General features: G+C 56.0%; 19 protein-coding genes. 11 read left to right on the top strand and 8 right to left on the bottom strand.

Going from position 1 to position 21,716, the window contains the following annotated elements:
- Positions 1 to 22: 22 nt before the first annotated feature.
- A complete protein-coding gene (locus J7395_RS10575) occupies positions 23 to 1,435 on the bottom strand; it encodes a hypothetical protein (protein WP_209221433.1) in 1,413 nt (470 codons plus the stop codon).
- Between the two features lie 343 nt (positions 1,436 to 1,778).
- Here J7395_RS10575 and J7395_RS10570 point away from each other — a divergent pair, with 343 nt between their 5' ends.
- The 6 genes from J7395_RS10570 (at position 1,779) to J7395_RS10545 (ending at position 6,266) form a co-directional block, all read left to right on the top strand.
- The gene (locus J7395_RS10570) at positions 1,779 to 2,390 is read left to right on the top strand and encodes a superoxide dismutase family protein (protein WP_209221432.1); all 612 of its coding nucleotides are present in this window, start codon (positions 1,779 to 1,781) and stop codon (positions 2,388 to 2,390) included.
- A 140-nt stretch (positions 2,391 to 2,530) separates the two neighbouring features.
- Positions 2,531 to 3,373 carry a methyltransferase domain-containing protein gene (locus J7395_RS10565; protein ID WP_348541223.1) on the top strand — a complete coding sequence of 281 codons (843 nt, stop codon included), beginning with the start codon at positions 2,531 to 2,533 and terminating at the stop codon, positions 3,371 to 3,373.
- Between the two features lie 125 nt (positions 3,374 to 3,498).
- Positions 3,499 to 4,242 carry a 7-cyano-7-deazaguanine synthase QueC gene (gene queC / locus J7395_RS10560; RefSeq protein WP_209221431.1) on the top strand — a complete coding sequence of 248 codons (744 nt, stop codon included), beginning with the start codon at positions 3,499 to 3,501 and terminating at the stop codon, positions 4,240 to 4,242.
- 197 nt (positions 4,243 to 4,439) lie between these two features.
- Positions 4,440 to 4,799: a 6-carboxytetrahydropterin synthase QueD gene (gene queD / locus J7395_RS10555; RefSeq protein ID WP_231887036.1), complete on the top strand. Its 360-nt coding sequence runs from the start codon at positions 4,440 to 4,442 to the stop codon at positions 4,797 to 4,799.
- Positions 4,796 to 5,581: a 7-carboxy-7-deazaguanine synthase QueE gene (queE, locus tag J7395_RS10550; protein ID WP_209221430.1), complete on the top strand. Its 786-nt coding sequence runs from the start codon at positions 4,796 to 4,798 to the stop codon at positions 5,579 to 5,581. The genes queD and queE overlap by 4 nt, the downstream gene beginning before the upstream one ends.
- Positions 5,582 to 5,915: 334 nt before the next feature.
- Positions 5,916 to 6,266 (top strand): hypothetical protein, encoded by a 351-nt coding sequence (locus J7395_RS10545; protein ID WP_209221429.1) that lies wholly within the window; start codon positions 5,916 to 5,918, stop codon positions 6,264 to 6,266.
- On the opposite strand, the gene J7395_RS10540 is transcribed toward J7395_RS10545, so the two are convergent.
- The 3 genes from J7395_RS10540 to J7395_RS10530 all read right to left on the bottom strand — a co-directional run bounded on the left by J7395_RS10540 (position 6,263) and on the right by J7395_RS10530 (position 9,696).
- The gene (locus J7395_RS10540) at positions 6,263 to 6,994 is read right to left on the bottom strand and encodes an isoprenylcysteine carboxylmethyltransferase family protein (RefSeq protein ID WP_209221428.1); all 732 of its coding nucleotides are present in this window, start codon (positions 6,992 to 6,994) and stop codon (positions 6,263 to 6,265) included. The genes J7395_RS10545 and J7395_RS10540 overlap by 4 nt on opposite strands.
- A 39-nt stretch (positions 6,995 to 7,033) precedes the next feature.
- Positions 7,034 to 8,320, bottom strand: coding sequence for a helix-turn-helix domain-containing protein (locus J7395_RS10535; RefSeq protein WP_062960977.1), 1,287 nt, complete (start codon positions 8,318 to 8,320; stop codon positions 7,034 to 7,036).
- An 86-nt stretch (positions 8,321 to 8,406) separates the two neighbouring features.
- Positions 8,407 to 9,696: a helix-turn-helix domain-containing protein gene (locus J7395_RS10530; RefSeq protein ID WP_209221427.1), complete on the bottom strand. Its 1,290-nt coding sequence runs from the start codon at positions 9,694 to 9,696 to the stop codon at positions 8,407 to 8,409.
- A gap of 354 nt (positions 9,697 to 10,050) precedes the next feature.
- On the opposite strand from J7395_RS10530, the gene J7395_RS10525 reads away from it, so the two are divergent.
- The 3 genes from J7395_RS10525 (at position 10,051) to J7395_RS10515 (ending at position 15,182) form a co-directional block, all read left to right on the top strand.
- Positions 10,051 to 10,653, top strand: coding sequence for a PadR family transcriptional regulator (locus tag J7395_RS10525; RefSeq protein ID WP_114111674.1), 603 nt, complete (start codon positions 10,051 to 10,053; stop codon positions 10,651 to 10,653).
- A gap of 125 nt (positions 10,654 to 10,778) precedes the next feature.
- Positions 10,779 to 11,951 (top strand): efflux RND transporter periplasmic adaptor subunit, encoded by a 1,173-nt coding sequence (locus J7395_RS10520; protein ID WP_209221426.1) that lies wholly within the window; start codon positions 10,779 to 10,781, stop codon positions 11,949 to 11,951.
- Positions 11,952 to 11,981: 30 nt separating this feature from the next.
- A complete protein-coding gene (locus J7395_RS10515; RefSeq protein WP_209221425.1) occupies positions 11,982 to 15,182 on the top strand; it encodes an efflux RND transporter permease subunit in 3,201 nt (1,066 codons plus the stop codon).
- 153 nt (positions 15,183 to 15,335) lie between these two features.
- Here the strand turns inward: J7395_RS10515 and J7395_RS10510 are convergent, their stop codons facing one another.
- Positions 15,336 to 16,151: a transporter substrate-binding domain-containing protein gene (locus tag J7395_RS10510; RefSeq protein WP_209221424.1), complete on the bottom strand. Its 816-nt coding sequence runs from the start codon at positions 16,149 to 16,151 to the stop codon at positions 15,336 to 15,338.
- A gap of 296 nt (positions 16,152 to 16,447) precedes the next feature.
- Between J7395_RS10510 and J7395_RS10505 the strand changes: the two genes are divergently transcribed.
- Positions 16,448 to 17,371, top strand: coding sequence for a transporter substrate-binding domain-containing protein (locus J7395_RS10505; protein ID WP_247742084.1), 924 nt, complete (start codon positions 16,448 to 16,450; stop codon positions 17,369 to 17,371).
- A gap of 298 nt (positions 17,372 to 17,669) precedes the next feature.
- A complete protein-coding gene (locus tag J7395_RS10500; RefSeq protein WP_209221422.1) occupies positions 17,670 to 18,569 on the top strand; it encodes a hypothetical protein in 900 nt (299 codons plus the stop codon).
- 65 nt (positions 18,570 to 18,634) lie between these two features.
- Here J7395_RS10500 and pssA read toward each other — a convergent pair whose 3' ends face one another.
- From pssA to J7395_RS10485, 3 genes are all read right to left on the bottom strand, one after another.
- Positions 18,635 to 19,492: a CDP-diacylglycerol--serine O-phosphatidyltransferase gene (gene pssA, locus J7395_RS10495; protein ID WP_062952820.1), complete on the bottom strand. Its 858-nt coding sequence runs from the start codon at positions 19,490 to 19,492 to the stop codon at positions 18,635 to 18,637.
- Entirely contained in the window at positions 19,492 to 20,259 is a 768-nt protein-coding gene (locus J7395_RS10490) for a phosphatidylserine decarboxylase (RefSeq protein WP_280634650.1), read from the bottom strand. The genes pssA and J7395_RS10490 overlap by 1 nt, the downstream gene beginning before the upstream one ends.
- Positions 20,260 to 20,347: 88 nt before the next feature.
- The gene (locus J7395_RS10485) at positions 20,348 to 21,508 is read right to left on the bottom strand and encodes an Ig-like domain-containing protein (RefSeq protein WP_209221421.1); all 1,161 of its coding nucleotides are present in this window, start codon (positions 21,506 to 21,508) and stop codon (positions 20,348 to 20,350) included.
- Positions 21,509 to 21,716: the final 208 nt, after the last annotated feature.

Genomic DNA, 21,716 nt, shown 5'->3' with positions numbered 1-21,716 from the left:
CTGCCGGTTTTGTTTTGCGGCCTCACATCCCCGCCGGTCCCGGCCCGTCGTCGCCACCAACGCGAAAAAGCTTTCTCCCCGCATCCTGTATCTTGTTAAACGCGTCCTCGGCCATGAAGCCCGACACGAATGCCATGAAGGTCACGAGGAATGCGCTGATTTCGATATTGCCCGATCCGTCCGGCCCGCCCTGGGTCACCATCAGCATCCCGGCCTCGGTAAACAGGAAAATCGCGATTGCGGCCGCAATCCCCTCGCCGGTCATTACCATCAGGCGGCCCGCCGCGGCAAAGCCGGTTTCGGGCGCCTGTTCTGCCGGAACCGGTGCCATATCGCCTTCGGCCATCTCAATATCCGCCTCGCCGCCCTCTCCCACCCGGCGATAACGACGGGTAAAGCTGACGACGGAGCCAAGGCCGCCCGCCGCCACCGTCACCAGCAGTGTCAGGACAATCCCCGGCATCTGAAGCAGAAGCGACAGCACCCCGCCCAGCGGCTGCTGAAACAGGGCGACCAGCGACCGTCGCCCGCCATCATCCGTCGCATCCTCGTCGGCCCAAAGGGCGGCATGTTCTTCGCGCAGATCGGAAAGCTCCGCCATCAGGCTGGCGCGCAGCCGGTCGGCCTGCGCCTGTTCGGCGGTAATATTGGCCCAGGCTACCTGGGCGCGCGCCGCTTTCTCGCCAAAGCTCATTACCGCATTGCGGATCGCATCGATCCGGCTTTGGATATCGGTTGCAAAGGCCTCGCTCACACCGGGCGCAAGCTTCATGTGCGACAGGGCAGTGTCAAGATTGGCGATCACTTCCTTGCCCTCATCGGTGCGCGCCGTGTCGGGCGAGGGTCGCCCCGCCTCGGCACTGAAATCGCTTTGCGCCAGAAAGGCAAAGGCCTGATTAAGCGCGGCGAGGTAATCGGTGCGAAATTCCGGGTCAAACCGGTCTGGTTGCGCTGCCATCACCGCGCCTAGCCCGGCATAAAGATCAAACGCCGCCCGCCACGCGGCAATCGCATCCTGCCGCAGGGCCAATCCGTGCCGGGCCGCGTTCAGCGACGCCGCGTCCAGCATCCTGATTTCGGTGCGCATGGCATGGATATCGCCCTTAAGCTGTGCCTCGTGATAACCCTGAAACACCAGCCGCTCCAGATCGCCGGGCGAGCTTAGCTCAAGCTCGCGGCTTAAAAGCTCGCGCTGGATATCGGCGGTAAATCCGGCAAACAGGGTCACGACAAACCCGACATACAAAACCACCACCAACCCGGTCAGCATGACAGAGCCCAAAATCGCCGCCCCGCGAACATATAAAACCCGGCCAAACAGAACACGCCGGATCAGATCCCCCAATCCTTTTGCGCCTACGCCGCTGCCAGATGCACCAGATGCCGGCGGCCGTGCCGGAGCCCCCGAAGATTGCCGGTCATTCTCCTCTGCCATGGTCTGCGCCTTGCTCTCCGTCCGGTTACGCCTTGATCACGGCGGCCCGCGCCGCCTCAAACCTGACGCTCCCAGACCCGCCCTTGTGACAGCGGCCCCTTTGTCATGCGCTTCCCGTCGCCCCATCAATCCCGCCCCGGCACGCCCGCAAAGTCCGGAGCCCATACCGCCCCACAAAATAGCCTCAAACCCCGTCAATACTCCGGTCGCAATTCAACCAAAAAACCAAAGATTTACGGAACAAAACCCGACCTCACCAGTTTTACAAAGACAGTTTTTCAAAGAACGGCCAAACCGGCACCATGCCGCCCACTGACCCACCCGCAACAGCAGAGGATTTCCCATGTTCCATCGCGAAAACATCTGCCGCCCGAAATCAAATGTCGCTGCTATCCCCACCGCCACCAACGTCAACAATGCCCGCCGCATGGCACTGGCGACCGCCGCCACGGCAGCACTTCTCGCCCTTGGTGCAGCGATGGCACTTGTGCCCGGCCATGCGAGGGCGGGCGAGGAAGCCCAATCAAGCTTTATCAATACCAGCGGTGCGGAAATCGGAACGCTGACGGTCAATGGTGTGCCGGATGCCGCCATCCTGAAGATCGAACTTCGCAACCTTCCTCCCGGGCATTGGGTGGCGTTTCATATCCATGAAAATGGCGAATGCGATGCGCAGGGCGGCTTTAAATCCGCTGGCGGCCATTTCAACCCAACGAACAAATCCCACGGCCACGAATTTGCCGACGGCCCGCATGCCGGCGACATGATGAACCAGTATGTCAATGACAAGGGCGAACTTTACGCCCAGATTCTCAATAACGCCGTACGCTTTGATGGCACCGGCGAAACCGACATTCACGGCAAGGCCGTCATCATCCATGGCGGTGCCGACGACTATAAATCCCAGCCCTCAGGCGATGCCGGGGATCGGATTGCTTGTGCGGTGATTGAATAGAAGACGAATCATGCGCCTTTCAGGCGTTGCTCAGCTTTTCAAAAGAAACTAGCTCCTAGTAAATCGATGACATCATCTTGCAACGATCTAGATTTACATCCAATAGTTTCATCTTCTTAATTTTGAAGAGCATTTTTAAAGTGTGGCACCAACTCTCCTCAGACTGGCTGAACTGGGCCGATCAACTGGCCCCCGCAGCACAGAAGATCAACCGGCATCTGATCGCGGCACTTGATCTGTCGGCTTTGGCGCGTGCCGCTGACGAGCGGGGATTGACCGTGCTTGATCTGGCGTCCGGGGTTGGGGAGCCGGCCTTCGGGATTGCGCAAATGCTGGCTGGTGAGGATGGGGCAGGCCTGCACGGCCATATGATTGCATCCGACATTGTGCCGGGCATGTGTGCCGGCCTTGCAGAACGCGCCGGAGCGGAGGGGATTGGCAATCTGTCGGTGGTTGCCGCCGACATGGAAAAGCTGCCCTTTGGGGCGGGCACGATGGATGCGATTTCGTGCCGGTTTGGCGTGATGTTCTGCAATGATCCCGATGCCGCGCTTCGCGATGCCAACCGGGTGTTGCGTACAGATGGCCGGGCGGCTTTCATGCTGTGGGCACCGCTGATTGATAATCCGTTATTTGCCGCCATGGATGGGGTTCTGGGCAATATGCTGGGGACCGGGTTTGCCGATGCCGGGCTTGACCTGTTTGGTTTTGCCGATCCAGCGTCGGCGACCGCGCGCATGGCACGCGCCGGGTTTGGTGATGTCACCCTCACCACCCACAGCCCCGCCGGGCGCATCCCGGAACGCGCGGCATTCTGGAAGCCGCAGATGGAAATGCTGTTTGGGCCGCAATTGCGCAAAGCGTCGGATGCGGAACGCGGGGCGATTGACGCCGCGATGTTCGAAGCGCTCCGTCCTTATGTCACGGACGGGCATTTTCAGGTTCCGATTTGTTTTCATGTACTTGCCGGGGTGAAGGGGTAAACCGCGCCTAAAAGCAGCGTTTTTCCCTTGATTTCCGCAAACCTTCGTGTCAAACCGCGCGCCTTGGAAGGGATGTTTCCTTCCCCTGTCGTAGCACCAGGTTAAAAACACGAAAGACATGACATATGAAGACGATTGTCGTCTGCTCTGGCGGGCTGGATTCCGTTACGCTGGCCCATAAAGTCGCGGCCGAGCATAAACTGCATTCCCTGATCTCGTTCGATTATGGCCAACGCCATAAAAAGGAACTTGATTACGCCGCGCGTGCCGCACGCGATCTTGGCGTCAAACATCACATTGTTGATCTGACGCCGGTTGGCGCACTCCTGACCGGGTCGTCATTGACATCTGATGATATCGATGTGCCCGACGGCCATTATGCCGAAGAAACCATGCGCATCACCGTGGTGCCCAACCGTAATGCCATCATGCTTGCCGTCGCATTCGGGGCTGCGGCCTCCGCCGGGGCGGATGCGGTGGCAGCCGCGGTTCATGGCGGGGATCATTTCATCTATCCCGATTGCCGCCCCGATTTCATCAAATCGTTCCAGACCATGCAGAACCACGCCCTTGAGGGTGTGCGCGACGTGTCGCTTTATACCCCGTTCCTCCGCGGATCAAAGGCCGATATCGCCGCCGAGGCCGGGCGTCTTGGCGTGCCGATTGATCGCACATGGTCGTGCTACAAGGGGGGTGAAACCCATTGCGGGCGATGCAGTACCTGCGTCGAGCGGCGCGAGGCGCTTGAGCTTGCCCGTGTGCCCGATCCGACGGTTTATGTCGATCGCGATTACTGGAAACAGGCAAGGGCGGAGCATATGGCGCGCAGCCTTGGGGCAGAGGCGGAAGTGCAACCTTCCGGGGACTAAAAGCCGCTGGACCAAGCATGGTGGGGCACGATGGATGTCCGCTTTGGCGGGCATGACGAAGGTAAGGTAATCCCACCAAAACCATCACTCCCGCGCAGGCGGGAGCCCAGTCTTTCGCACCGCAGACTCACAGACACAACCCGGCCGCAAGCCCTCCGCCGCATCGCGGGCACGGGCGCGCCGTATCGAAAGCCATTATGATGTTTACCATCACCAAACAATTCGCCTTTTCCGCCAGCCATCAATTGGCCGGGCTTGATGCCGATCATCCCTGTTCGCGCCTGCACGGGCATAATTACATTGTCGAAGTCGAGCTTCGCGGTGCGGAGCTTGATGCGCGGGGGTTCGTGCGCGATTACCGTGAACTCGGCCCGCTCAAGAAAATGATCGATGACGAGTTTGATCACCGCCACCTGAACGAGGTCCTTGGCCACGATCACGCCACCGCCGAACGGCTTGCCCTGTTCTTTTACGAATGGGCGCATGACCGCTGGCCTGAAGTCAGTGCAGTGCGCGTTTCCGAAACCCCGAAAACATGGGCGGAATACCGACCATGAGCGGGACGGAACTTGCACCAGAGCTTGGAACAGAGCTGGCATCCGATAAAATCCGCATATCGGAAATTTTCGGGCCTACCGTGCAGGGCGAAGGGGCGCTGATCGGCATGCCGACAGTGTTTGTCCGCACCGGGGGATGCGATTTTCGCTGTTCATGGTGCGATACGCTTTATGCCGTCGATCCGGCCTTTCGCGCCGAATGGAAACCGAATACGGCGGCTGAGGTCATGGATCGCGTCCGCACCCTTTCGGGCGGCAAACCGATCCTTGTGACCCTTTCGGGTGGCAACCCGGCGATCCAGCCGCTGGGCGGGTTGATTGCGCTTGGCAAACGCAATGGCTTTACCTTTGCCATCGAAACCCAGGGCAGCATCGCGCGTGACTGGTTTGCCGATCTTGATTACCTGACGCTAAGCCCCAAACCACCAAGCAGCAGTACCGATTTTGACCCGCGCGCCCTTGCCGGCTGCATTAATGCCGCGCGCGCCAATGGCGTGCTTGACGGTCCGGCGATCACGCTTAAATTCCCGATCCGCGATGATGCCGATTTGATGTTTGCCGACCATGTCCGCAAACTGCACCCCGATATCCCGGTCTGCCTGCAACCGGTCAATACCACACCTGCCGAGCCACATCCGGACGGGGCGAATGGCGTTGATATTGCGGGACTGACGGAACGCTATCGCTGGCTGGTGGATCAGGTATCTGAACGCGGCTGGTTTAACATCCGTGTCCTGCCGCAATGGCACGTCCATGTCTGGGGCAACCTGCGCGGGGTGTGATTTGCGGCTGTCGCTTTATGCAATAGGGCGGGCACATTACTCTCCTATGGATGCGAACCCGCCAGATCACTAACTGATTGCCTGTCGCATTTTTTCTTATCTCGTCCCCCACATCCCGCCAAACAGAACCACCCCATTTGCGAAACTGCGGGACGCTCACCATATTTAAGAGAGAAAGCCGGTTTGACTTCTCGCGCAGGACGCACATAAAGACCGGCAATCATGCTGTTTTGGGGCGAGCAGGAGCGGATTAGATCCGCCCGTTACACGGTCGCGCGAAACTGCCGGAAGCTTGGCCTTTGGTCCATTCCGGAAGCCCGAAGGAGCCATGATCATGACGATCACCCGCACCACGCATCGCAGTGTTACCTTCTATCACCCGTTTCGTCTGACCGGGCATAACCGGCTGTTTCCGCCCGGCATTTACGAGGTCGAAACCACTGAGGAACTTGATGCAATGGCCGCCACCCGGACCTATAAAAAGATCGAATGCCGCATCCCGGTTCTGGTCGAAGGCAGCCGCGACATGGAGGAAGAAATCCTGATTGTCGATCCCGCCGCCCTTGATGCGGCACTGGTTCTTGATGCCGATCCGCTGCGCGAGGAAGAACGCGAAGCCCTTCTTGGCAGGCCGGGCACCCCCGCCAAACCACCAATTGCCAATGGTGGCGCCAGCCAGCATTAGGGTAAATACACCAGCGGCGTGATCCAGCCCTGTTCCTGCATGACTTTTACCCCCTCCAGCAGCGGCCCGGCGATCAGAAACCAGCAGCCATCGCGAATGGTGCGCAGGAAAACGGGCGGCTGACAGATCAGCGGACTTTCATCGCGCCATCGGAACGTCGCCGGGCGAAACCGTGGCACCGTAATCAGGTAACGGTAATATCGCGGGCCGAAACTCTGCTTTAACACCGCCTCCTCGCGCAGAGTCACCTCGCGCAGGACAATCCAGCAGACAATGGCAAACAGTCCGGCAATCACAATGCTGCCGCTTTCCGCCCCTGCGCCGAATGCACCAATGATCGAAAACAGATAAAGCGGATTGCGGCACAGGGAATAGGGACCGGTCATCACAAGTTCGGTCTTTTTGCGCCCGCCGATATAAAGTGCGCACCAGCCACGCCCGACGATGCAGATCATGATGGCGATAATCCCGGTCGCCTCGATCACATCATGGATGTTTGTTTTGCGTTGCCAACTTGCCTGTGCGAGCGTCACCAAAAGAAGCATCATCAGACCGCCGATCCGCAAGGTTCGCTTGCGGATACGCTGCACATTCCGAAGACCATCATCATGGCGCTCGGCGGCGTTTATGACGTTGCCGTCTCGAACGACCGTGTTTCGGTCATTGTTTTCGCCGGGTTTGCTACTGGCATTATGGCTGGGCTTGAAATGGTTTTTCGGTTGGATCATGTCGGCAGGTTCCTGTTTTGAAATCCTGCCAACCCTGCCCTATTGCGCTGCGCCCGACGTCCGGCCCTGCCCATCCGCCCCGTCCGGTGTCACTCCGGACGCTTGCGATTCTGCGATGGCCCGCGCGTTCGCCCGCACCGCACTTGGCGTATCCCCGGTCAGCTTTTTGAACGCCAGATTAAAGGTCGATTTCGAATTGAAACCAACACTTAGCGCCACATCCAGGATGGTGCGGTCCGGCTCGGCAATCAGTACTGCACGGGCTTCCTCGATCCTCGCACCATTGACATAATCAAAGAAATTCTGCCCGATATGATGGTTCAAAACATAAGATAACTGATTGGGTGAAACCCCGATGGCACGGGCAAGCTTCGGAAGGGAAACCAGCGGGTCCAGCAGCAGATCTCCGCGCTTGCGAATCTCATCAAGCCGCCTTCGCGCCAATGCCACGCCGTCATCGTCAAGCAACGGCCGCGTGATCGGCTCCGCCTCGGAACCCGGCAGAGAAGGCGCAGCAGGAACCGCTGCAGAAACAGCATTGCTTTCCGAGCCGTGTACTGGTTCGGTCAGGTCCTCTTCATCCACCTCACCGTCGCCCGGCCAATCGGGCATGACGAACAAAACTGGCTGGGTCGCAATCTCATAGCTAAGCGCGAACAGCAGTAGCAAAAATGCCACCCCGGTTCCCGACATCGCCAAGTCTTCAACATAGTAAAATGCCGCAATCTTACCCATAAGGGCCGTCAGGAAGATCAGGCTCACACCACCGAGAATGACCGCCATCCAGCGGCGCATCGCGTTGCGATCCGCTCCGAGCTGTTCCTGTGCCTGACGGAAATACCGATGCGCTACCTTCCAGATCAGCAAAACATAAGTCCCCGCCTGCGCGAAAATCGCAAACCAGCAAAAACTGCTGATGGCGGCAGGAACAGTAAAACTATGTTGGAAATTATCAGAAATGGGCATGCCATTGGTGATCGACCATGCCATGAGGTTCAGAACCACACCTGCCAACACAAAATGTACCCAAGGCTGACGGGACGGCACGCCCGAAACTTCGCGGAAGTAAAGATAAACAGCCGGGGCAATCAGGAAATTTGCCGGAATGAATATCATTTCGACAACCTGATAGCTCTGCGGGGAAAAGAAAACCTCGGCGACATCTTCGAACAGGTTGAACGCCACGGAAGTCAGGAAAAGCATCATCCAGCGATTGGCGCGGAACGCGCGCGCGCCCTCGGAACGCAACAGCAGGCAAAGGAATGCTGCCTGCGCGATGCCAGCTACAGCCACAATCAGATCAAGATAGTCATATATGTCGTTCATGAACCTGTCTTATCCGTGCTTTTCAGTTTTCGGATTTGCGCATGCCTGCTTAGACCGCGCGCCAAATTTATCGCTTCAATGTCTGGTCAATATGTCGGGCCAAGCGAAATCGGCACCCGGGTTTGATCATCAGACTGTTGTTCTGGTGGTGGGTCAGTCATGTCTGACACATGGCGCGCAGAATCCCGAACCGCACTTGGCGTCTCTCCGGTTAACGTCTTAAAGGCCAGATTGAAGGTCGATTTCGAATTGAACCCCACACTCAGCGCCACATCAAGAATGGTTCGGTCCGGCTCGGCGATAAGTACCGCGCGAGCTTCTTCGACCCTTGCACTATTGACGTAGTTGAAGAACTTCTGCCCAATATGATGGTTTAATACATATGATAGCTGATTGGGTGAGACGCCTACCGCGCGCGCAAGCTTTGGCATAGATATCAGGGGATCAAACAGCAGGTCTCCACGTTTGCGAATATTATCAAGCCGTCGGCATATGATTGCTGCCCCGTCCTCATCAAGCAAAGGACGCGGAAAGCTCGGAATATCCGGCTGCGAAACTTCCCCATATCCGGAGTTGATCGGACCGGCAGCAGGAGGACCTTTCGCATCTACTGAATCGGGGATATCAATCACCTCGCCCTCACCGGGCCAGTCAGCCATGACAAACAACACCGGCTGCGTCGCGATCACGTAAGTCATGGCAAACAGCACCAGCACAAATGCAAGCCCCGCACCCGACATGGCAAGGTCTTGGGGTAAATAACGGGATGCAATCCAGCTTAGTAAAACTGTTACGAAAATCAGACTTACACCGCCCAGAATGACGATGATCCAACGGCGCATTGCATTGCGATCAGCACCAAGCTGTTCCTGAGTCTGGTGAAAATAGCGCTGCGATACATTCCACAGCAGCACAATATAAAAGGCCGACTGCGCAAAAAACGTGAACCAACAAACCCGCCTGATCACAAATGACAGCATAACATCGCGGGAAGGTGCGTTCGGCCCATCAGCTTCAAAACTGAGAAGCCAAGCAATAACATTAAAGATCACACCAACCAAAACGAAATGTATCCACGGCCGTGTAGATGGTGTGCCGGAAATCTCCCGGAAATAAAGATATATAGCGGGCACTATCACAAAATTGGCCGGAAAGAAGAACAGCACAATCATTTCTTCCGCCTCGGCAGGAAGCATGCGCTTGGTAACATCGTTAAACAGATTGAGCATCACGGCGCCTAGGAAAAGCATCATCCAGCGATTGGCAGCAAACGCACGCACACCTTCGGCGCGCAATAGAAAACAAAGGAATAAACCCTGCACCAATCCAACTGCTGCGATCGTAATGTCCACGTATCTGGCGAATTCCGCCATCATATCAAGCTACCCGCAATTATTCGCCATTCGATTTTAAGCCGACACACATGCCTGCACTATCGTTTCAATATGCACAAACAAACACAATCGGCGTCCGACAATGCACAGCCGGACGCCCGAACAGGCGAAATCAGACAGTTTGGTTCTTGGACCAGCATGGCTGCCCCAAAACGGATGATGAAACATTCGTCAGTTTTGTAACAAACCACCTGCATCGATCGTCATGAAACTACAACGCGTATTAAATTGACTATATCAGTTCGATATACTAAGAATCGATATATATCGAACTGATATAGTCATTCCAGCATCTTCCCCCGCCGGAATGGCAATCGGATCGAGATGCATAACAGGATGGATACCAAACAGAATATGGATGTGCGCACTTTGTGCCTTGGCGCCCTGATGGGTGGTGAAGCAACCGGATACGAGATTCGCAAAATGTTTGAAGATGGTACTTTCAGCCATTTTCAGATCGCGTCTCTTGGTTCGATCTATCCGGCCCTGACCAAGCTGACGCAGGACGGCATGGTAACCTTTGTCGAACGCGAACAGGAAAATCGTCCCGACAAAAAGGTTTACCAGCTGACCAGTGAAGGCCGCCGGACATTCCTGCGGACACTTTTGCAGACCCGTCCGGGCGAGGATCGTTACCGGTCCGACATCCTGTTCATGCTGACCTTTGCCGAGGAATTGCCGATCGAGCTGACCGAGGCCCTGATCGATGAATTCGCCGCCCGTCACGAAATGATGAAAATCGATATCGATCCGGACAATCCGCAAAAGGATGAATGTCCGCTTGCCCATGGTCGCGATGAAGACGGCCAACCAACCCCCGGGTGCCGCTTTGTCGCCGGACTTGGACAGGCAATGTGCGAAGCGACCCTTAACTTCATCCGCCAGAACAAGGCAGGTCTGATCGAGGAATTGCGAACTCGCAAAGACAAGAAAGCCTGACCTGTCGATAAGAATAAAAACAATACCAGAAACAACAACAACAAGAACCGCAAGGTCACCCTGAACGCGCCACCGTATCAAGTGCCACACGCATTCCGTTTGGGCATATCTGAGGGAATTGAACCATGAATGCTTCACGCCTTGTCGCCATCGTACTTGCCCTTGGGGCTGTACTTTGGGTTGGATCGGGATTACTGGCCGGGGACGAACCGGCCGAGACGGCGGAAACATCCGCATCCGGCATGGACGAAAATGCCGCCCCGATTCCGACGGAATCACCATCAGCCGGGCACGCCCCACGTGCCGCCGTCCGCGTCAGAACCAGCGAAGCCGTCGAACATGTCGATATGCTGCGTATTTCGGGACGCACCGAAGCCGTTGTGTCGGTTGAAATCCGTGCCCAGATTGATGCAACCGTCGAACAGATCGGCGCGGTCAAGGGACAACGGGTGAAGAAAGGAGACCTTCTGGTCAAGCTGGCGGTTGAAGACCGTTTGGCCCGTGTTGAAAAGGCGCGCGCCCTTGTGGCCCAGCGCGAACTTGAAAACAGTGCCGCCAAAAGCCTTGCAGAAAAGAATTACCGTTCGAAAACCGGCGTTGCGGAAACCAAGGCGCTTCTGGAAGAGGCGCGCGCGGATTTGAAACTCGCACAGATCGAACTGACCCATACCGAAATCCATGCCCCGTTCGACGGTGTCGTCGAAGACCGCCCGGCGGAAATCGGTGATCTTCTGTCGATTGGCGATCCGGTCGCGACCCTGATCCAGGCGGACCCGATGCTGGTAGTTGCCCATGTTCCCGAACATTCGATTGGCGATATCCAGAACGGACAGCTCGCACATATCACGCTGTTTGATGGTCGCGAGGCCGATGGCGTTGTGCGGTATGTTTCCCGCGTTTCAGACAATTCAACCCGGACCTATCGGGTCGAGGTCGAAATCGAGAACACCGATCTGAGCATCCCTGACGGCATGACCTCGGAATTGCAAATCCCGATTGGCACCAAGATGGCCCATCGCGTTGTCCCGTCGGTTTTGACGCTCAATGACGAAGGACAGGTCGGCGTGCGCGGAATTGTCGATGAGGACAAGGTTGCGTTTTATCCGGTGCAGCTTCAGGGCGGGAACCGTGACGGTATCTGGATCGGCGGGTTGCCCGATAAGATCGACCTGATCGTTGTCGGCCATGACTGGGTCAAGGAGGGTGCGACTGTCGATGTCAGCCGCCTTGAGGCAGACAATCGGTCCGAAGGAACGCAGGACATGGCAGCAGCCCCCAAGGAAACGGTCGCGCGATAAGCGTGGCATTGAGGAACCGGAGACAGAAGAATGTCCCTCATTGATATTGCGCTTGACCGTTCGCGCACCGTTATCCTGACCCTGATCCTGCTTTTGGTGACCGGTTGGGTGGGGTACAACGCGATCCCCAAAGAAGCCGACCCGGATGTGCAGATTCCGGTCCTTTATGTGTCGATGCATCATGACGGTATTTCGCCCGAAGATGCCGAACGGCTTTTGCTGCGTCCAATGGAACAGGAACTTCGCACCATCGAGGGTGTGAAGGAAATGACGTCGCAATCCTATCAGGATGGCGCATCGGTCACGCTTGAATTCTATTCAGATGTCGATATTGACGACGCGCTTGCCGATGTGCGTGAACGGGTCGACATTGCCAAATCCGAACTGCCCGACGAAACTGACGACCCCGAAGTTCACGAGGTCAACCTGTCGCTGTTCCCGGTTCTGGTCGTTACACTTGCCGGTGAAGTGCCCGAACGTACCCTGTTGCGTCTGGCGCGCGACCTGAAAGATGACATCGAAGGCATCCCTGCGGTCCTTGAAGCCAACCTTGCCGGTGACCGCGAGGAACTGGTCGAATTTGTCATCGACCCGATGAAGGTCGAGGCCTATCGCCTGAACGGTGTCGATATCGTTTCGCTGGTCCGCAATTCAAACGCACTGGTGGCGGCCGGTGCCATCGATACCGGATCGGGCCGTTTCAACATCAAGGTTCCCGGCCTGTTTGAAACGGTCAATGATATCCTTGATATGCCGCTGGTCGTCGACGGGGATTCCGTCATCCGGTTCCGCGATATCGGCGAAGTCCGCAGAACTTTCAAGGATGCCGAAAGCTTTGCCCGCCTGAACGGCCAATCAGCCATCGCAATCGAGGTTTCCAAACGTGTTGGCGAAAACATCATTGATGTGATCGACAACATCAAATCGGTCACCGCCGACGCCGCCCAATCCTTCCCGCCCAACGTCACCGTCAGCTATTCGCAGGATAAATCATCAGATATCCGCACCATGCTGACCGACCTTCAGAACAGTGTGATCCTTGCGATCCTGCTGGTGATGGTGGTGGTGATCTGGTCGCTGGGCTGGCGGTCGGGACTTTTGGTAGGGCTTGCCATTCCGGGGTCGTTCCTGACGGCTATTCTGATCCTTTGGGCTCTGGGCATGACGGTCAATATCGTCGTTCTGTTCAGTCTGATCCTTGCGGTCGGGATGCTGGTGGATGGTGCAATTGTTGTAACCGAATATGCTGATCGCAAGATGCTGGACGGATTGCCGCGCAAGCAAGCCTATCCGTTGGCGGCCAAACGCATGGCGATGCCGATCATTGCATCCACAGCAACGACGCTTGCGGCCTTCCTGCCGCTGGCATTCTGGCCCGATATCGTCGGCGAGTTCATGAAATTCCTGCCGATCACGGTTCTGTTTACCCTGTCGGCATCGCTGGTTATGGCCCTGATCTTTGTGCCGACGGTGGGCGCATGGTTTGGCAAGCCCGGTTCGGCATCAAGCGAGGCACTGGACGCGGTTGCCGCAGGCCGGATGGATCGTTTGCGCGACCTTAAGGGCGGGACAGGTTTTTATGTCCGGCTGCTTAAAGGTTCATTGCGGTTGCATTGGCTGGTTGTGCCGATGGCATTTGTCATCCTGATCGGTGTGTGGGCGGCATTTGGGGTATTTGGTCGCGGGGTGGAGTTTTTCCCTGCGGTCGAGCCCGAAGTCGCCGCCGTTCAGGTACGTGCACGCGGCAATATGTCCTACTATGAACAGGATACGTTGCTCAAAGAAGTCGAGGACCGCATTCTGGGCCTTGATGCCAAGCACGAAGGCGAACACTGGTTTGATACGGTCTATGCCCGCTCGGGCCGCAGTGCAAGCAGCGGCGGCAATGATACCCCCGAAGACGTGATCGGTGTCATCCAGCTTGAATATGCCGACTGGCAATCACGCCCGAAAGCGACCGAGATCGAACATCGCATCCTTGAAGAAACGGCCGATCTCGCCGGATTGCAGATCGAGATTCGCGCCGCCGAAGCAGGCCCGCCACAAGGCAAGGATGTCCAGATCCAGTTGCGCTCGCTTTATCCCGACGCGCTGGATGAAACCGCAACCATGCTGATGACCGGATTGCAGGAAATGGGCGGTCTTTACAATTTCGAAGACGGCAAATCGCCCCCGGGCATTGACTGGGAATATACTGTCGACCGTGCACAGGCCTTGAAATTTGGGGCGGATATCACCCAGATCGGCAATGTGATCAAACTGGTCACCAACGGGATCAATTTTTCGACCTATCGTCCGGATGATTCGACCGAGGAAATTGACATTGTCGGGCGTTATCCGGCTGAACACAGATCGCTTGAAGAACTGCAAAGTCTTCAGATCGTGACCGACAAGGGTCTGGTACCACTGGCGAATTTCGTCAAACGTACGGCGAAGCCCAAAACCGGGACATTGTCACGCGTTGACAGCCGCCGTGCCCTGACGGTGAAGGCCGACGTTGCCGAAGGCATTCTGGTCGACACCAAGGTCCAGGAGGTCAAGGAATGGATGAAAACCCTTGATATCGATCCGCGGGTTTCGGTCGAATTCAAGGGGCAGGACGAAGAACAGCAAAAATCTGCAGACTTCCTGAAAAACGCTTTTTCGGTCGCTCTGTTCATCATGTTCGTCATTCTGGTAACCCAGTTCAACAGCATATCCAGTTCGCTTCTGATCATGATCGCGATTGTGATGTCAACAGCCGGTGTGTTCCTTGGCTTGATGATCACCGGACAGGCGTTTTCAATTGTCATGAACGGGATCGGGGTCGTGGCACTAGCCGGCATTGTGGTAAACAACAACATCGTTCTGATCGATACGTTTGATCGGCTCAAACACAGTGCCGACAGTATCGAAACCGCGATCCTGCAAACCGGAGCACAGCGTTTGCGTCCTGTGATGCTGACCACTGTTACCACGATCCTTGGTCTGGTACCGATGGTGTTGCAGATCAATATCGACTTTGCCGAACGTTCAATGTCGATCGGTGCGCCCTCTACTCAATGGTGGGTCCAGCTTTCGACATCCATTGCGTTTGGTCTGGCATTTGCCACCGTCCTGACCCTGGTCTTTACCCCCTGTGCGCTGATGATGCGTCACAAGGCGGGGATCGGCTGGCGGAAACTGAAAGCACGATTGGCAGAAAAATTTGGCCGGGATAGTACACCGCAATCGGCCGATCACGGGGCGTAAAACCCGGCGACCTCTGGCAGAACAGAAAAACCGCGCGACATTCCCCCCGACCCCGCCGCGCGGTTTGACCGGCCCCCAGCTACGCATTGGGGGCCGGTCACTTTTTGGGGGAACAGACAGGGAAGATCATAAGCCACAACAAGGCGGAATGTATCAGTTCGAAGGAACACCTTCGGGCAGGGATTGCGCCCATATCTTTTGATAAACACCGCTTTTTTTCAACTCACCCAAAGCATTTTCCAATCGGGTAACGATGTTCGGATCGGTTGACCGGCTGGCGGCAAGATAAAGCTCGCTGGAAAGTTCGGGTATTTCGGCTGAGACCTGTAAAAGATCGACATTGTATTGAAGGCTTCCAGCCCGATAAGGCAGCGAAAGCGCATCCCCCGCCACCAGATCAGCCCGACCGGCATAAAGAAGCCGCAGGGTTGCCTCGGCCGAAGGGACGAAATCAACATCAAAACCCTGATTTTGCAGGAACTCGGCCTTGACGTCCTTAAGCTGACCAGCAATCCGGAAGGTTTTCAAGGCGTCCCAATTGGTTCCCACCGGCACGTCACTACCGCGCAGTGAAAATAGTCTTACATGATAGGGAGAAACCGTACCAACCCATCGAAACAGGCCTTCCCGATCGGAACGACGGGCGATACTGAAAATCAGGGTATCGGGCTGGGCCTGTGCTGCGGCAAAGGCGCGTGCCCAAGGTTGCGCAGTAATCCGGCATTCTATATTCGCGTCATTGCAGATCTGGTGTACAACATCGACCGCAGGGCCAGATACATAATTGCTGTCTTCACTGACAACAACATAGGGTGGGAAAGGCGTTGTCACGATATCGACAGTTTGTGCATGAGCGGGGCTTTGCTTCCATGCCGAAAGCCCGCACAAGACAAACACCATCGCCGCAAGACGAACGGCCGGAACGGATAAAATGGCAACGAGCCATGGCGGACGTCTGTCAAAGGTCATTACCGCCTCATAGCAATGAAAGCCGTCTTGTTTTTCGTTATCCCCGTCAGCAGCATCGTAGCGAGGAACATGCAGATCACCAAACAGCAATTCCGCTCAGATTCCCTTATCGAAAGTCTAATGGTCTTATTGCACATGAGGTAGTGCAATTTCTATTTCAAGACCAAACCTAGTGATAGGGGAAATCCTTCGTTCGGATAGCAGAGCCTACATAATTTGCTAATAAATTCGGCGCTACCCTGATCACAAAACAATAACGATCCTTGTATATTCGGGAATAAAACATGGGATTGCGGATGATGCGTTGGCGCAAATATCGCGCCGTATCCGGTCTGATCGGACTTGTCGCCCTGCCCTTCATGGCAGCGGTCGCTAACGCTGATGCCCCGGGCATCCTGACCTGGGCCGTCCCGCCTTTTGCACCGGCCTTCATTTCCGAAGATGGAAAACTTACCGGTTATGCCTCCGATACCCAGAACTGGTTTGCCGCGCGGCTTGACGATTATCAGCACGAAATCATGGAAGTTCCTCTGGCGCGGCTTCTGGCGGAAATGCGCAACGGGGCGGCCGATGACCATCCCGGTCATATCCGTTGCAGTACGACCCTGATCCCGACCGAAGAACGGCGCGAATATATCAGCTTTGCCAAGACCATTCTGCTGCATCTGCCGATTTCCGTCGTCATCCGCGCGGAGGACGAGGCAAATTTCAAACCCTTCCTTGACGAAGAAGGACATATCCAGCTTGGCCAATTGATGGCGAACGGGGATATGACCACCGCCCTTCGGATCGGGCGATCTTACGGGACACTGATTGACAATTATGTCGAAAGATATCGCAACGCCCCGCAAATCATGCCGGTGGCCGACGATAGCAAGCTATTGAAACTTCTTGAACTGGGCCGGATCGACTGGACATTCTATTTCCCGTCCGAAGCGGAATTTTACCGGCGGGAAATCGCGCCCAACCAGATGATCAAATCATTGCCGATCCGTGGCAATACCAACCTGCTTGAAGCGACCATCGGCTGTGCAAAAACACCGGCTGGCCAACAAGCGATTTCCCGGATCAACCAGATTGTCGATACCAATCCCGACATGCCATGGACCAACTTTTATGCTGCCTGGCTTTCCCCTCAGGATCGCGAATGGTTTGTGGCGGCACGGGCACATTATATCGACCCCAAACAGTTTGAGGCACTTCTGACGCCAAGAAAATAAACCACGTCCCAATGTCTCGCCAAACAACACCCTATCCTAAAGTGACTAAGCCTGCCCGGGTGTTGCGGGCCGTTTTCCAAACCTATCCGCTTTCTCATATCCAACATGCAAGCCCCTTTGCCTCGGTTAAATCGGACTGCAACACGATTTTCCATTGTATGACTATTGATCTATGCTGATGACCCACCACTTTTGGATAAGCATGGATGAAAACACGGACCCGCGCATCTTGGCGACCGGGTATATTGGTATGTGCAGTCGCTATTTCAGTTCCCTCATAATTGCCGGAATTTCGGCAATGCTGGTTTCGCAAATACCTGCGGCAATAGCGCAGGAAACTTTGCCGCTGCGTGTTACCCCCGTGACCCCATCAACAGCGGAAACCAGAACGGATATTGTCTGGGCCGTAGACGCCATCACGCCGGGCTTCATAAAGGTCGAGGGTCGGTTGAACGGCTATGGTGCGCAAATGCTGGACTGGTTTATCGCGCGTATGCCCAAATATAACCATCTGGTGCAGATCCTGCCGCGGCGCAGTGCCTATGATGCCATGCGCGCGGCGGGAGAAAGCGGTAAAACCATCTGTATCCCCGGAACCCAACATACCCCGGAACGCGCAAAAGATTTCGCCATGAGTGGCACCGTCGCACCATTGCTGCCGCTTTCGGTTGTCGTTCTAAGCAGCACCCGCCACTCCTTTCGGCCATACATGCTGGCAAACGGAACGATCGATCTGGCCGCGCTGCTTGGCGATACATCGCGCTATACAGCACTGGCAAAGGCCCGGTCTTATGGACCGGAAGTTGACAGCATTCTGGCAACTGCGATTAATGCGTCAAATGTTTTGCGCACTGATAACCAGTCAAGCTTTCCGATGATGCTGGAAATAGGTCGCATTGACTGGATGCTGGCCTATCCGGTTGAAATCGAGTTCCATCGCCGTCAGGCAAAGGATGCATCCGACACATTGTCGTTGCCCATTCAGGGGCTACCCCGTCTGATGAATATCAGCGTGGCCTGCAGTCGGTCGGAAAACGGTATCGGGGCTGTCAGCGAGATCAACGCCATCCTTGCCAGCCATCCCGCTATGCCGTGGCTTGAATATTATATCGATTATCTTGGCCACGAGGACCGCGCCCGTTTCCTTGACGCCCTGAAAGAATTCAGACAGTCACGAGATCTTCCGGTCGGACAATAACATCGCCCCAAATGAAACAGGCACCGCCAAAACGGTGCCTGCCAAAGAATTTCGGTCGGATAGCATCAATTCTGATGAACCCGGTTCAGCCCTTCTTCGGGATCGTCATCGGGTTCGCCGTCATCATCTTCTTCCTCGGCACGAACTTCGTCCTGCTGATGTTCGACCCCCATGCGGCGATACGAACGATATGACAGCGGGAAGGTCGCAAAATAGACCGCGGCAATCACCGAAAGCGTCAGCCACGGCGAGGACACCAGAAACGCGACGGAAGCCCCGAATGCCAGCATCAGCGGCAGAACCCATGCGCGCGGCACCTTGACCTTCTTGAATGAATAGGTCGGCATCCGCGACACCATCAGACCGGCAATCAACACACCGTAAGGTGCAACGATGTAGGGGCTGTCAAACACGCCACGCCCGAACTGGAAAGTCAGCACAATCGGCCACATCGCAAGCGCGGCTGCCGCCGGGGCAGGAACCCCGGTAAAGAAACGATAGGCCCAAGTCGGCAATTCCGGTTCGCCCAGCATCTGGGTATTGAACCGCGCCAGACGCAGCGCCATGCACACCGCAAACAGCAGCGACAAGGCCCAGCCGATCGGGCCGAATTCATGCAGCGACCAGAAATACAGCATCATCGCCGGTGCGACACCAAAGCAGACAAAATCCGAAAGACTGTCAAGCTCGGCACCAAAGCGGCTGGATGCGTTCAGCATCCGCGCCAGACGGCCATCAAGGCCATCGATGATCCCGGCGATCAGGATGGCGGCAACCGCAGCTTCCCATCGATCCTGCATCGCAAAGCGGATTGATGTCAAACCAGCACACATCCCCATCAGGGTCGCCACATTCGGCGCCAGACGGCTTAGTGACAATGCCTTGAACCGCCGGGGGCGGCTCTGTCGGATGCCGCCTGCCATTAGCGGATCTCCCCGACTGCGGCTTCTGCCCCCTTGGCCGCAATATCGGCAAGGATGGTTTCACCGGCAATCGTGGTCTGACCAACGATGACTTTGGGTTCGACACCTTCGGGAAGGTAGACGTCAACACGCGATCCGAAACGGATCAGGCCGAAACGTTCGCCAGCTTTCAGCTGCGAACCACGGCCGACATCACAAAGGATACGACGCGCCACAAGACCCGCAATCTGGACAACGCCAAATTCGCGGCCCTCCTTGTCACGCACCAGAAGAATCTGGCGTTCGTTGTTTTCCGATGCCTTGTCGAGCTCGGCATTAACGAATTTGCCAGGCACATAGGCCTCGCCAACGACTTCGCCATTGACCGGACAACGGTTCACATGAACGTTGAACACATTCATGAAGATCGAAACACGCGTACGCGGCGTTTTATCGTCCAGTTCGAGTTCCTTGGGCAGTGGTGCCTTGGAAATCATGCAAACACGGCCATCCGCTGGCGAAATGACGAGGCTCTCGTCAACCGGGGTGATACGGTCCGGATCGCGGAAGAAATAGGCACACCAGAGTGTCAGGATCACACCGATCCAGCCCAGCGGTTCGGCAATCAGAAACAGAACCACGGTGATCGCCGCGAAAATCGCCACGAATTTCCAGCCTTCGGGATTGATCGGCACAAGAACGGATTTCAAAGTCTTTATTCCCTGGTTGCCATGGGTACGGGCATAACAATTCCGGCAATGATTACCGGTCGGCCGCGTTACTACCATCTAGTGATGACAAAGGGCAACGCAACCTGCAAATAAAAAGGGGCAAAACACCATTATCATGTGTTTTGCCCCCGGAAAAGAAATGCAGTTACTGCTGTGCGGTCCCATTTTCCGGAAGCGAAAAAATCTGCCCCGGATAAATCAGGTCCGGATCACGGATCTGTTTGCGATTCTGGTTGTAAATCACCCAGTATTGCAGGCCATCGCCATAGGTCCGGCGCGCAATCCGCCACAAGCTGTTACCCGGCTGCACAACATAACGCGAACCCGGTTCCAGAATCTGATCTGGACGGGCACGTTCAAACGGCAATTCGACGCGTGCGGTCACCTTGTCAGACGGATCGAGCTGATCGGCGCGTAACTGATACTGGCCCGGCTCGATCGGCTCACCAATTGTCAGAGCCCAGTTGCCATCTTCCCCGGTCGTTGCACTGCCGACAAATTTATTATCAAGGTAAACACGGACGCTGGTGTCATCATCGGCCTTGCCAGACATGGCAACACGACCTTCTTCGTCATAATCGACAACATCAATCGACAGGCGTGGCATGGCGACTGCAGGTTGTTCGGCGGTCGCGGTAGGCATTTCCGATCCCTGCGGCATGGCTTCGGCCAGTTCGCGGGCAGTTTCCTTGCTCATATCTTCGGGGGCAGGTCCCTGCAGGACGGTGGCAGCGCCGCCTTCCTTGGGCACGCGCATGGCGATAATCGGCTGTTCTGCCGCATCATCGTTTTTGGCGGCATCATCGCCCGATGTCTGATCGGCAGTTGCGGTGTCACCGACAGCCGGTTTTTCCGGGATCAGAACCACGACATTATCATCGCCCTTGTGAATTTCACCGGTGCTGTCTTCGGATTCAAGTGACAGTTCCCGATCACCGCTTGCCAGCGGTTTCTCAGGCAAAACCACCCATTCACCGCGTTCATCGGCGGTTGCCTGTCCGATAACTTCGTCACCCTCGCGGATGCGCACAGTGCTGTTCGGGGCAGCGCGGCCAGCAATCACGGCATTGCCATCCGGGCCGATGCGCACGACGTCAAAGCTCGGCGTACGAACTTCGGGTGCGGCGTCGGTTTGTTCCGGCGCGGCCTGCTGCGTGTTTCCGACATCCGGTGTCACGGCGGGCGGAGCTGTTGTTCGTGCCGGCGTATCGGTTTCGTCTACCGACTGTGTCAGTATGTAATTCAACGAGATCGCGGCAACAATCAGCAAAACGCCAATGATGACGAGGATATAAGGTCTTTTCACCGGTAATATCCTTGAACGGTGGTTATGATTATTACGGGTGGCGTCGAAACCTTGTAACTGGCAGTCATTAAGTCCCCCAAACGCCCCACCCGACGCGTTAATTCGAAACTTGTACTACTTTCGGCACACAGTTTCCATAACGTAACAAACCGAGATTACAGTGCAACAGTTAGGCAAAGATGAATAGAATCAGCGCTTTTGGTCAAGC

The sequence above is a fragment of the Thalassospira sp. A3_1 genome (genome assembly GCF_017744215.1).
GTDB lineage: Bacteria > Pseudomonadota > Alphaproteobacteria > Rhodospirillales > Thalassospiraceae > Thalassospira > Thalassospira lucentensis_A.
Note: the sequence above shows the minus strand (reverse complement) of the source record. Positions and strands in the feature narration are given on the sequence as shown.

Excerpts from the sequence above, each read along its gene's own strand:
- J7395_RS10575 (WP_209221433.1), bottom strand. The coding sequence starts at position 1,435 with ATGGCAGAGGAGAATGACCGGCAATCTTCGGGGGCTCCGGCACGGCCG.
- J7395_RS10570 (WP_209221432.1), top strand. The coding sequence starts at position 1,779 with ATGTTCCATCGCGAAAACATCTGCCGCCCGAAATCAAATGTCGCTGCT.
- queC (WP_209221431.1), top strand. The coding sequence starts at position 3,499 with ATGAAGACGATTGTCGTCTGCTCTGGCGGGCTGGATTCCGTTACGCTG.
- queD (WP_231887036.1), top strand. The coding sequence starts at position 4,440 with ATGATGTTTACCATCACCAAACAATTCGCCTTTTCCGCCAGCCATCAA.
- queE (WP_209221430.1), top strand. The coding sequence starts at position 4,796 with ATGAGCGGGACGGAACTTGCACCAGAGCTTGGAACAGAGCTGGCATCC.
- J7395_RS10545 (WP_209221429.1), top strand. The coding sequence starts at position 5,916 with ATGACGATCACCCGCACCACGCATCGCAGTGTTACCTTCTATCACCCG.
- J7395_RS10540 (WP_209221428.1), bottom strand. The coding sequence starts at position 6,994 with ATGATCCAACCGAAAAACCATTTCAAGCCCAGCCATAATGCCAGTAGC.
- J7395_RS10535 (WP_062960977.1), bottom strand. The coding sequence starts at position 8,320 with ATGAACGACATATATGACTATCTTGATCTGATTGTGGCTGTAGCTGGC.
- J7395_RS10530 (WP_209221427.1), bottom strand. The coding sequence starts at position 9,696 with ATGATGGCGGAATTCGCCAGATACGTGGACATTACGATCGCAGCAGTT.
- J7395_RS10525 (WP_114111674.1), top strand. The coding sequence starts at position 10,051 with ATGGATACCAAACAGAATATGGATGTGCGCACTTTGTGCCTTGGCGCC.
- J7395_RS10520 (WP_209221426.1), top strand. The coding sequence starts at position 10,779 with ATGAATGCTTCACGCCTTGTCGCCATCGTACTTGCCCTTGGGGCTGTA.
- J7395_RS10515 (WP_209221425.1), top strand. The coding sequence starts at position 11,982 with ATGTCCCTCATTGATATTGCGCTTGACCGTTCGCGCACCGTTATCCTG.
- J7395_RS10510 (WP_209221424.1), bottom strand. The coding sequence starts at position 16,151 with ATGACCTTTGACAGACGTCCGCCATGGCTCGTTGCCATTTTATCCGTT.
- J7395_RS10505 (WP_247742084.1), top strand. The coding sequence starts at position 16,448 with ATGATGCGTTGGCGCAAATATCGCGCCGTATCCGGTCTGATCGGACTT.
- J7395_RS10500 (WP_209221422.1), top strand. The coding sequence starts at position 17,670 with ATGCTGGTTTCGCAAATACCTGCGGCAATAGCGCAGGAAACTTTGCCG.
- pssA (WP_062952820.1), bottom strand. The coding sequence starts at position 19,492 with ATGGCAGGCGGCATCCGACAGAGCCGCCCCCGGCGGTTCAAGGCATTG.
- J7395_RS10490 (WP_280634650.1), bottom strand. The coding sequence starts at position 20,259 with ATGGTAGTAACGCGGCCGACCGGTAATCATTGCCGGAATTGTTATGCC.